7 protein-coding genes are annotated in these 6,201 nt (G+C 31.2%); all 7 read left to right on the top strand.

Annotated elements, in window-relative coordinates:
* Positions 1–83 precede the first annotated feature (83 nt).
* The 7 genes from L8D11_RS02915 (at position 84) to ccmC (ending at position 6,052) form a co-directional block, all read left to right on the top strand.
* Complete coding sequence (locus L8D11_RS02915) at positions 84–389, top strand: hypothetical protein (RefSeq protein ID WP_236870180.1); 306 nt, start codon at positions 84–86, stop codon at positions 387–389.
* 66 nt (positions 390–455) lie between these two features.
* Complete coding sequence (locus tag L8D11_RS02910) at positions 456–2,141, top strand: DNA repair protein RecN (RefSeq protein ID WP_236870179.1); 1,686 nt, start codon at positions 456–458, stop codon at positions 2,139–2,141.
* 29 nt (positions 2,142–2,170) lie between these two features.
* Positions 2,171–3,604, top strand: a complete 1,434-nt coding sequence (gene ccoN / locus L8D11_RS02905; RefSeq protein ID WP_236870178.1) for a cytochrome-c oxidase, cbb3-type subunit I — start codon at positions 2,171–2,173, stop codon at positions 3,602–3,604.
* 3 nt (positions 3,605–3,607) lie between these two features.
* Positions 3,608–4,339 carry a cytochrome-c oxidase, cbb3-type subunit II gene (ccoO, locus tag L8D11_RS02900; protein ID WP_236870177.1) on the top strand — a complete coding sequence of 244 codons (732 nt, stop codon included), beginning with the start codon at positions 3,608–3,610 and terminating at the stop codon, positions 4,337–4,339.
* 7 nt (positions 4,340–4,346) lie between these two features.
* Complete coding sequence (locus tag L8D11_RS05985) at positions 4,347–4,490, top strand: cbb3-type cytochrome c oxidase subunit 3 (RefSeq protein WP_369127277.1); 144 nt, start codon at positions 4,347–4,349, stop codon at positions 4,488–4,490.
* Positions 4,487–5,332 carry a cytochrome-c oxidase, cbb3-type subunit III gene (gene ccoP, locus L8D11_RS02895; RefSeq protein WP_236870176.1) on the top strand — a complete coding sequence of 282 codons (846 nt, stop codon included), beginning with the start codon at positions 4,487–4,489 and terminating at the stop codon, positions 5,330–5,332. Before L8D11_RS05985 ends, ccoP begins: the two co-directional genes overlap by 4 nt.
* Before the next feature lie 18 nt (positions 5,333–5,350).
* The gene (gene ccmC, locus L8D11_RS02890) at positions 5,351–6,052 is read left to right on the top strand and encodes a heme ABC transporter permease CcmC (protein ID WP_236870175.1); all 702 of its coding nucleotides are present in this window, start codon (positions 5,351–5,353) and stop codon (positions 6,050–6,052) included.
* Positions 6,053–6,201: the final 149 nt, after the last annotated feature.

Here is a 6,201-nt window from a genome sequence, read left to right as displayed (position 1 = left end):
TCTTGAATTCCTATTATTCTATCAGCTTTTATACCAAACTTATCGTTCTTCTTTATATGAATCTAATTTTTTAAATCCATTTATTGCATATCTTCCTTGCTTTGCATTTATGCAACGGCCTTATTTTAGGTATCATTTATTCCTTTTTGAGCGTTGCAAGTCATGGAAATTTTAGTTTAAAGATACCGAATTTGAAAAACCCAAATCTTTCCAATATACCAGCAAGTATAAATTCTTTAAAGAATCAAGTCACAGCTGGGGACTCTACTACGAAAAAAGATACAAATAATACCAAAATAGATAGTGGGCTTGATCAATTAAATGATATAAAGAATAGCGTTACAGAACTTAAAAAAGAAATTGATGAAGTTTTGAATAGCAAGCAATAACTGCTATTAAGTTTGTAATTTTATTTATATTTCAGTAAGATTGTCTGAAGTTATTATTATTTATCTATGTTAATTAGCCTGTATATTAAAAATTTTATACTTATAGATTTTTTAGAAATCAATTTTAAGAAAGGGTTAACAAGTATAGTTGGCGAGACTGGAGCAGGGAAGTCTATTATACTGAAGGCCTTACTTTCTATATTTGCAAAAAAAGCTAATTCCAACGTTATTAAGGATCAATCAAAAGCAACGTCAATAACCGTTGAATTTGACATTTCTGGTGATGAATATGTTACAAATTACTTACTTGAAAATGGGTTCCTCTGCAATAATGAAAAAACATTAATAATCAGACGAGTGATTAGCTCTGATAGCAAAAATAAGATTTTTATCAACGATCAACCAACGACAATTGATAATATCAAAGCCATAGAAAAGTATCTGTGCGAAATTTGTTCTCAGCATAATCAGGTGAAATTGCTAGATTCAAGCTCTCACATTGATATACTAGATAATTACATTAATTCTTCAAATCAATTAAACAATATTAAAATCATATACCAAAAAATTCAGATTTTAAAAAAAGAATTGGAGGAACTACAAAGTAATATTCAAAAAAACGAATATGAAAGAGCCTACCTTTTAAATAAAATAAAGGATTTAGAGGAGCTAGGTGCTTTAGAAAATGAGTTAGACGAATTAGCTATAAAAAGGAAAAACTTATTAGAATCTTCAAAAATTTTAGATATAAGTCAATTAATTTCAAAAAAACTAATTGAGTGTGATAGTAATGTACTGTCAGAATTATGGTTTATACATAAACAGCTAAATAGATTTACCGATGTATTTACTCCTTGTGACAAAAATTTAGAATCTATAATTTTGGAATTGGAGACCTTCAACAGTGAAATAACTAAAATCAGCCAAAATTTAATAGATGATACCGAAAATATAGAGGAAATTGAAAGTAGATATTTTAAAATTAAAGAAGCTGAAAAAAAGTATAAAGAAGATTCTTCAAAATTTCCTGCTATTATTGAGCTATCCAAAATTAGGTTACAAGCTTTAGAAGATGAGACGTTTAACCTTGAGCAGATTGAAAAAAATGTTACGGAGTTAAAACAAAATTATTTTAAATACGCTAAAGAGCTAAGCAATTTAAGAAGACAAGCTTCACAAAAACTTAGAGAAAAATTATTAGAAATTACCAAAAATTTAAATATGGAGCAACTGGATTTAAAAGTTGATATAGTGAGTACAGAATCAATAACTCCAAAAGGAATTGATTCTGTACAAATATTAATTAAGACAAATCCTGAACAAAACTTTGAGGGCATTGATAAAATTGCTTCAGGTGGTGAAATTTCAAGGATAATGCTGGCTTTGAAATTGATTTCAAGTAATCATTACGATAATAAGACAATAATTTTTGATGAAATAGATTCAGGTACTGGCGGTAAAACTGCAAAAATGATTGGGATCAATTTAAAAGAGCTATCAAAAAGCATGCAAGTTATTTTGATTACACATCAACCTCAAATCGTAGCTATCTCTGATAATATTTTTAAGGTAACAAAATATTTTGAATCTAATAAAACAATATTAAGCGCCAAATACCTTAAAAAACATGAAGTTGAAAATGAAATATCCTACATGATTTCAGGCAATCACTTCGATAAAAAAGCAAAAATACTCCTCCATTTTCTAATCACGAATACTCTATTGATTGATTACTTTTTTAACTTATGCTAGTTTAGCTGAAAATTTCATGTGCACTATTTATGAATATAGTCAATTATGACTATAAAAATATAAAGTTGTTTACGCTTGCTTCCTTATTTTGGGCCATTATAGGTATGGGAATGGGAGTATTTATAGCGTTTCAAATGGTGTTTCCTGATTTAAATTTTGGCACAGAATGGACTACTTTTGGAAGATTAAGACCTGTTCATACCAGTGGCGTTATTTTTGCTTTCGGAGGAAACGTACTGTTTGCTACATCCTTTTATATTATACAAAGAACATGTCAGACCAGGATATATTCCCCTAAAATTGTCAGTTTTATTTTTTATTCTTTTCAATTATTTATTTTATTAGCTGCATCAGGATATGTAATGGGCATTACTCAAGGAAAAGAATATGCTGAACCAGAGTGGTATGCAGATATTTTACTCACTGTAACATGGCTTTTATATTTATTCGTTTATGTTATGACGTTGAAAAATAGGAGGGAATCTCACATTTATGTCGCAAATTGGTTCTTCCTTGCTTTTATAATTGTGGTTGCCGTATTACATGTTGGCAATAACATCAGTATCCCATTATCATTAACCGATCCAGGGAGTGTGTCATATTTTTCCGGAGTTCAATCTGCAATGATTCAATGGTGGTATGGTCATAATGCAGTAGGATTTTGGTTAACTGCAGGATTTATAGGTATAATGTATTATTTTGTCCCCAAGAGAGCTAATAAACCAATATACTCATATAGACTTTCCATTTTGCATTTTTGGGCGCTGATTTTTATTTATATTTGGGCTGGACCACATCACTTAATTTACACTTCTTTACCAGATTGGGTTCAAACACTTGGGATGACTATGTCTATAATATTATGGCTACCGTCATGGGGCGGGATGGTAAACGGCATGATGACTTTATCTGGTGCTTGGCACAAGTTAAGAGATGATCCTGTTTTAAGATTTTTAATCATTGCTGTGGCTTTTTATGGTATGAGTACATTTGAAGGACCTGTGATGGCGATAAAATCAGTCAATGCTCTAAGTCATTATACAGAATGGACGATCAGTCATGTTCATTCTGGCGCTCTTGGATGGGTTGCACTAATTAGCTTTGGAGCACTATATCACATGATACCTGATTTATGGGGTAAAAAAGATATGTATTCTGTAAAATTAATTAGTATTCATCTATGGTTAGCTTGTATAGGAATAGTACTATATATTACGTCCATGTGGACTGCTGGAATAACTCAGGGATTAATGTGGAGAAGTTATGATGATATGGGTTTTTTAAAGTATTCATTTGTTGAAATTGTTAAAATTTTAAGCCCTTATTATTTAATAAGGGCAATAGGTGGATTTTTGTTCTGGCTTGGAGCTTTAGTTATGCTTTATAATACCTTTATGACTATTAGAAATAATAAATTTGCAAAAACCAATTTGCATAAAAATACAAAAGAGATTTTGGCTTAATTTATGAGTGCTTTCCATAGTAAAATAGAAAGAAATATTTTCATATTATTAGTACTAACAATTGTTGTTACGTCGATTGGAGCTATTATTCAAATATTTCCTCTGTTTAAAAAAGAAATAGCTCTGGAAAAAACTGAGGAGCTTAGATTATACACCCCACTTGAGTTACAAGGATTCTTTATTTACAAAAGAGAGGGTTGCTATGGCTGTCATAGTCAACAAATAAGGAAATTAACTGATGAAGTTGAAAGGTATGGACATTATTCTTTAGCTGTAGAAAGTATGTATGATTATCCTTTTGCTTGGGGCTCAAAAAGAACAGGCCCAGATTTAGCAAGAGTTGGAGAAAAATATTCGGACGATTGGCATGTAGAACATTTAAACAACCCTCGATCATTGGTTCCAGAATCAATTATGCCGGCGTATCCATTTATGCTAAGAAGAGAACTGAAAATTGATGATATACCAAATAAAATGTCTGCCTTAAAGCTCTCAGGAATGCCGTATACAAAAGACTATATTGAGAATTATGAAAACGACATATCTGTGCAACTTGGTATTAATCAGGATAGCAATGCAATTGTAGCATTTAAGAAAAGGTATGGAGAGAAGGTAGCAATTAGAAAATTCAATAGAAAAGTTGACCATATTACTGAAATGGATGCACTAGTTGCATATTTACAAGGCCTTGGAAATAAGATTGATTTGAGTAGTAATAAAGGTAGAAATTGGTGAGCACTTTATGAATGAAATATTTTACATTAAGGTAATTACGCTATCATTTTTAGGGTTAAGCATTATAGGGCTGATATGCTGGATATTTCGACCAAAGTCCAAAAAATTGTATGAGTTATTAAGCAAAATTCCTTTAAACGAGAAAAAATGAATAAAATGAAAAAAAAGGAAGCTTCAAAAACTACTGGACATGAATGGGATGGAATTAAGGAATATGATAATCCGGATCCATTTTGGTTAAGGTTGTTTTTTTATATAGCATTATTTTTTACACTGATATACTGGCTTCTTTATCCTAGTTGGCCGGTACCAAATGGGAAAGGCTTATTAGAGTGGTCTTCTAAAAAAGAATTAAATGAAAGTATAGAAGAAATTGAAAAAATAAGAGGGAAATATCAAAAGCAATTTGATAACAGCAGTTTTGAGGAAATACTGAAAGATAGAAATTTAATGAAATTTGCAAACGCTGGTGGAAAATCCGCATTTCAAAACAATTGCGCTGTTTGTCATGGTGCCGGAGGGGGTGGAAATATTGGATATCCAAATTTAACATCAGGAGCATGGCTATGGGGAGGAAAAATTGACGACATATACACTACTTTACAGTACGGAATAAGATCGCCCCATGAAGAAACTAGAGATTCTGCAATGGCAGCATTTGGTAAGGATAAAATACTAACGTCTAAGCAAATCGATATGCTAACCAAATATATATTAAACTTAAATAACAAAGATTCTTTTAGTAATGAGGCTGATACTTTATATCAGGAGCATTGTGCATCGTGCCATGGGAAGGATGGCACAGGAGGGAGGGAATTTGGTGCGCCAAATCTTAGAGACGCAATTTGGTTGTATGGAGATGATTATAGCACAATTTATGATGTAATATACAACGGCAGAGCCGGGGTAATGCCATATTGGAAAGATAAATTATCTGATTCAACAATTAGGCAGTTAGCTATATACATCCACCAATTAGGCGGTGGTGAGTAGTATTTAAATTACATTTTTATGATAAGTTACCAATTCCTAAAAAAATATTTAACTAAAATTTCCATAATTACTTTTACTTTATCATGTATTTGTTTTACATGGGGGTTTTACGTTATATTTTATGATTCTCCTGATGACTATTTACAAATAAACTTAGTAAAAATATTATATCTACACGTTCCATCAGCCTGGCTTTCAATATTTTTTTATTTTTTACTTGGGATATCTTCATTGCTGTTTCTTGTCTCAAAAAATCCAATGTATGATATTTTTGCAAAGTCATTCGCTTATGTCAGTATCTATTTATCAATCTGTACTCTAATTACTGGATCTATTTGGGGAAAACCAGCATGGGGCACATGGTGGATTTGGGATGCAAGATTAACTTCTATGTTAGTATTATTATGTTTTGAGATGTTATATTTTTTAGTTAGAAATTCTTTTCAAAGTGAACTAAGGAGTGCAAAAATTGCAGCTACATTTGCTATTTTGGGGTTATTAGATCTTCCCATTATCAAATTTTCAGTGGATTTATGGACAACCTTACATCAAAAAAGTAGCGTACTCACATTTGATGGCCCTAAAATTCACGAATCAATGTTATATCCATTATTTATTATGTTTTTTTCATTATTTTTCCTTGCAATTTTCATCACGTTGATTAGCATTCAGCTTGAGATAGTTGGAAAGAAAATAAATAATGAGACTCTTAAAGAATAGCGTAAAAATTTTATTGATTATATGGCACCGTCAAGTTAATGGAAATATGGCCGCAACACAACCCTGACCCTTAAATTTTAGGCAGCAGCTATCTCTTGGATAGCTTCATCCCAAATAAATTTAGCTTTTTGAAAATTCTCTCTTTGGAT

Source organism: Candidatus Bandiella numerosa (assembly GCF_021811875.1).
GTDB lineage: Bacteria > Pseudomonadota > Alphaproteobacteria > Rickettsiales > Midichloriaceae > Aquirickettsia > Aquirickettsia numerosa_A.
This window is presented reverse-complemented; position numbering and strand designations above follow the sequence as displayed.

Coding starts and splice junctions, on each gene's coding strand:
- L8D11_RS02910 (WP_236870179.1), top strand. CDS start 456: ATGTTAATTAGCCTGTATATTAAAAATTTTATACTTATAGATTTTTTA.
- ccoN (WP_236870178.1), top strand. CDS start 2,171: ATGAATATAGTCAATTATGACTATAAAAATATAAAGTTGTTTACGCTT.
- ccoO (WP_236870177.1), top strand. CDS start 3,608: ATGAGTGCTTTCCATAGTAAAATAGAAAGAAATATTTTCATATTATTA.
- L8D11_RS05985 (WP_369127277.1), top strand. CDS start 4,347: ATGAATGAAATATTTTACATTAAGGTAATTACGCTATCATTTTTAGGG.
- ccoP (WP_236870176.1), top strand. CDS start 4,487: ATGAATAAAATGAAAAAAAAGGAAGCTTCAAAAACTACTGGACATGAA.
- ccmC (WP_236870175.1), top strand. CDS start 5,351: ATGATAAGTTACCAATTCCTAAAAAAATATTTAACTAAAATTTCCATA.